The 4214-nt window shown below is 69.1% G+C and carries 4 protein-coding genes and 1 tRNA gene; all 5 read left to right on the top strand.

The features are described 5' to 3' along the window. Positions 1-99: 99 nt before the first annotated feature. Positions 100-1797: a tetratricopeptide repeat protein gene (locus VES41_RS04965; RefSeq protein ID WP_128095662.1), complete on the top strand. Its 1698-nt coding sequence runs from the start codon at positions 100-102 to the stop codon at positions 1795-1797. Further along, positions 1794-2456 (top strand): lipoprotein insertase outer membrane protein LolB, encoded by a 663-nt coding sequence (gene lolB / locus VES41_RS04960; RefSeq protein ID WP_324813759.1) that lies wholly within the window; start codon positions 1794-1796, stop codon positions 2454-2456. Before VES41_RS04965 ends, lolB begins: the two co-directional genes overlap by 4 nt. After that, positions 2453-3322 (top strand): 4-(cytidine 5'-diphospho)-2-C-methyl-D-erythritol kinase, encoded by an 870-nt coding sequence (ispE, locus tag VES41_RS04955; RefSeq protein WP_324813757.1) that lies wholly within the window; start codon positions 2453-2455, stop codon positions 3320-3322. The genes lolB and ispE overlap by 4 nt, the downstream gene beginning before the upstream one ends. Before the next feature lie 9 nt (positions 3323-3331). After that, positions 3332-3408 (top strand) — tRNA-Gln (locus tag VES41_RS04950). Between the two features lie 133 nt (positions 3409-3541). After that, positions 3542-4214 (top strand): ribose-phosphate diphosphokinase (locus VES41_RS04945; RefSeq protein WP_414719030.1); only part of this gene is annotated, 673 nt, incomplete at its 3' end.

Raw genomic sequence — 4214 nt, 5'->3', positions numbered from 1 at the left:
GTCTGGTGATTCAGTCCGAGCACCCACAGGGTCATTGTTCAGTTGCTTGCGATAAGCTGCTGGCCATTCAAGTCGTCATTTTAAGGCCAGAAGCCCCCGATGCCCGCATTGATTCGCATCTCCAGCGTTCTGTTGCTGTCCTTGTCCGTCGCCAACGCCCTGGCAGCGCCGGCGCCGGCCCCCGTGGCAGCCCCCGCAGCCAAGGCCACGCCGGCCCAGACCGCGCCGTTGACCCCGGTCATGGCCGGTGAGTTCGCCCTGCAGGCCGGCAAGCTTGGCGATGCCGCGCGCTGGTACCTGGAGGCTGCCGAGGCCGGCACCGACGACGCCGGGCTGGCCGAGCGCGCCACCCGCATCTCCATGCTGGCCGACGACGACAAGCGCGCCGCCCGGGCGCTGGCGCTGTGGGAGGCCCGCGCCCCGCGCAGCCTGGCCATGCGCAGCGCCGCCGCTGCGCTGGACATGCGCCAGGCCGACATCGCCGGCGCGCGCACCGAACTGGGGGCGCTGCTGAAGGACCCCGACCCGCGCGGCTGGAAGTTCGCCATTGCCGCCTTGATCGGCGGCGGGCGCGACCCGGCCGTGCCGGCCCAGGTGCTGGGCGGGCTGGTAGACGACAACGCGATTCCCGATCAACTGGAGGTCTGGCAGGAGCTGGGCCGCCTGGCCATGCGCATGGAGCGCCCGGACCTGGCCAAGCGGATGGTCGACGAAGTCGTGCGGCGCTTCCCCAACGAACCCCGCGTGGCGCTGTTGAATGCCAGCCAGCTGGCCCAGGCCGGCAAGCAGGACGAGGCGATGGCGCTGCTGCGCGGCGTCGAGCCCAAGAGCCGCCAGGACCCGGACCTGCGCAACGCGCTGGCGATCGCCTACGACACCATGGGCGACCCGCGCGCGGCGGCCCGCGTGCTGGCGGTGGGGCCGCAGGACGTGCAGACCTGGGGCATGCGTGCCTCGCTGCTGGCCAAGCAGAAGGACGATGCGGCCCTGCTGCTCCTTTATAAGGAGCTGTCGGCCAAGGCAGCCAAGCCCGACCCGGCCCAGCGCCTGCTGCTGGGCAAGATCGCCGAGTACCTCAAGCGCCCGGCCGAAGCGGTGGACTGGTACCACAGCGTGCCCGGGGGCGAGGAACTGGCCGAAGCCCGCCTGCGCGCGGCCAATGCCCAGTACGACGCGGGCCGCCCGGACAAGGCCTTCGCCGAAGTGCATGCGATCCAGTCCGACGCCACTGTCGATGACGAGGCCCGCCGCGACGCCTACCTGCTGGAGGCCGAGCTGCGCCAGCGCGGCAACGACCTGCCCGGCGAGCTGGACGCCCTGGCCCGTGGCCTGGCCGCCTACCCGGACGAGAACGCGCTGCTGTACGCCCGCGCCCTGGCCTGGGAGCGCCGCGACGACGTGCCGCGCGCCGAAGCCGACCTGCGCAAGATCCTGGTCACCGACCCGGAGAACGTGGCCGCGCTCAATGCGCTGGGCTACACGCTGGCCGACCGCACCCAGCGCTACCAGGAAGCACTGGAGCTGATCGACCGCGCCCGCGTCGCCGAGCCGGACAACGCCGCCATCGTCGACAGCTACGGCTGGGTGTTGTATCGCCTGGGCCGCAACGAAGAAGCGCTGGTGCAGCTGCGCCGCGCCTGGACCCTGAGCAAGGACGCCGAGGTTGCCGCGCACGTCGGCGAAGTGCTGTGGGTGCTGGGCCGCAAGGACGAAGCACGGCGTTTCCTCGACGAGGCACGCAAACTGGACCCTGACAACCGCGCCCTGCAGCGCGTGATCGAGAAATACGGCGTATGACGTTGAACCTGTTCAAGGCCGGCGCCGCGCTGGCGATGGCTGCATCGTTGTCGGCCTGCGTGTCGCTGGACGAGCGCAAGGCCCCGGCCGCACCCACCGTGGTGACCACCGTGTCAGCCGAGGCCGAGCAAGCGGAAACGGCCCGCGTGGCTGCCGTGCGTGCACAGCCACAATGGAGCTTCCAGGGCCGCGTGGCGGTCAACAAGGGGCGCAACGGCGGCAACGGGCGCATCGACTGGCAACAGGATGCGCGCCGCTACGTGGTGGAACTGAGCGCGCCGGTCACCCGCCAGAGCTGGAAGCTGACCGGCGACAGCCACCACGAAGGCGGGCGCCTGGAAGGCCTGGAGGGCGGCCCGCGTGAAGGTGAGGACGCCCAGCAGGTGCTGCTGGAGGCCACCGGCTGGGACATTCCGGTCAACCAGCTGCCCGACTGGGTGCGTGGCCTGGTGGCCGATGACACCGGCGCCGCCGAGCACGTCGAGCGTGACGGCGACGGTCGGCCGCGCCGGGTCGAGCAGATGGGCTGGCAGATCCAGTACCTGGACTGGTACCCGGCCGAAGGCGACCGGCCGGTGCTGCCCCGGCGGATCGAAGCGACCAGCGGGGACGCCAAAGTGCGCGTGCTGGTCGACAGCTGGACGCTCGGCGGCCCATGAGTGCTCTGGACCTGAACGCGGGCTGGTCGCAATGGCCGGCCCCGGCCAAGCTCAATCTGTTCCTGAACATCACTGGCCGCCGACCCGATGGCTACCACCAGCTGCAGACCGTGTTCGTGCTGCTCGATTGGGGCGACCAGATCCGGCTGCGGGTACGTGAAGACGGCCAGGTGCGCCGCGACGGGCCCTCGCTGGCGGGCGTGGCAGAGGCGGATGATCTCGCTGTACGTGCAGCGCTTCTGCTTAAACGTGCCGCCAATGTCGCCCAAGGTGCGGACATCGGTGTTGAAAAACACATTCCGGCCGGCGGCGGGTTCGGCGGCGGGTCCTCCGACGCCGCCACCGTGTTGGTGGGCTTGAACCGTCTGTGGAACGCCGGCCTGGACGTCGATGCCCTGGCCACCCTGGGGCTGCAGCTGGGCGCGGATGTGCCGGTTTTCGTCCGGGGCCACAACGCCTGGGCCGACGGCGTGGGCGAGCAGCTCACCCCGATCACCCGCGCGCCGGCCTGGTACGTCATCGCCGATCCGGGGGTGCATGCGCCGACCGCCGGACTTTTTGCCGATCCGCATTTGACGCGCGACGCCCCAGTGGCGAAAATAGCGGACTTCGCTTCCGGGTCTTTGCTCGGGAATGCGTTCGAGCCGGTACTGCGCCGTCGCGAGCCTGCCGTAGAGGCAGCGTTTGCAGCGTTGAGCAGGATCGGCCGGGCACGACTCACCGGGTCGGGAAGCGGTTGTTTCGTCGAGTTCGCCACGCGCGCTGCTGCAGAGCAGGGCTTGGCGCAGTTGCCGGAAGGACTGCGGGCATGGGTGGCTGCGGGCGTGGAGCGCTCGCCACTGCTTGATGTACTCGAGCGTTATTGATTTTGATGCAGGGGCGTCGCCAAGAGGCCCAAGGCACCAGGTTTTGATCCTGGCATTCGGAGGTTCGAATCCTCCCGCCCCTGCCACTTGCGGATGTCAGCCGCGTTCCCATGCGCATATCTGCGCGGGCACGGCCGATGATCCGCGGTGTTGTCACCGCAGACACTCCAGGGTGCCGGCGGCCGAGTTCTCCAATCGCTCCCGCCCGAGACCGTCATGATGCAAGATCACCCCAACCTGCTGGTATTTTCCGGCAACGCCAACAAGCGCCTTGCGCAGAGCATCTGCAAGGAACTGGGGGTGCGACCGGGCAAGGCGTTGGTGTCGCGCTTCTCCGATGGTGAAGTCCAGGTCGAGATCGAGGAAAACGTCCGCAAGCAGGACGTGTTCGTGATCCAGCCGACCTGCGCGCCCAGCGCGGAGAACCTGATGGAGCTGCTGGTGCTGATCGATGCGCTCAAGCGCGCCTCGGTCAACAGCGTGACCGCGGTGGTGCCGTACTTCGGCTACTCGCGCCAGGATCGCCGCATGCGCTCCTCGCGCGTGCCGATCACCGCCAAGGTGGCCGCCAAGATGTTCAGCGCCGTAGGCGCCGACCGGGTGCTGACGGTGGACCTGCATGCCGACCAGATCCAGGGCTTCTTCGACATGCCGGTCGACAACGTATATGCCTCGCCGCTGCTGCTCGCCGATATCTGGCGCGCCTACGGCACCGAAAACCTGATCGTGGTGTCTCCGGACGTGGGCGGCGTGGTGCGCGCACGTGCGGTGGCCAAGCGCCTGGACGATGCGGACCTGGCGATCATCGACAAGCGCCGCCCGCGCGCCAACGTCTCCACCGTGATGAACATCATCGGTGACGTCGAAGGCAAGACCTGCGTGATGGTCGATG

It is taken from the genome of Variovorax sp., assembly GCF_035634955.1.
In the GTDB taxonomy this organism is placed as follows: Bacteria; Pseudomonadota; Gammaproteobacteria; order Burkholderiales; family Burkholderiaceae_C; genus Variovorax.
Note: the sequence above shows the minus strand (reverse complement) of the source record. Positions and strands in the feature narration are given on the sequence as shown.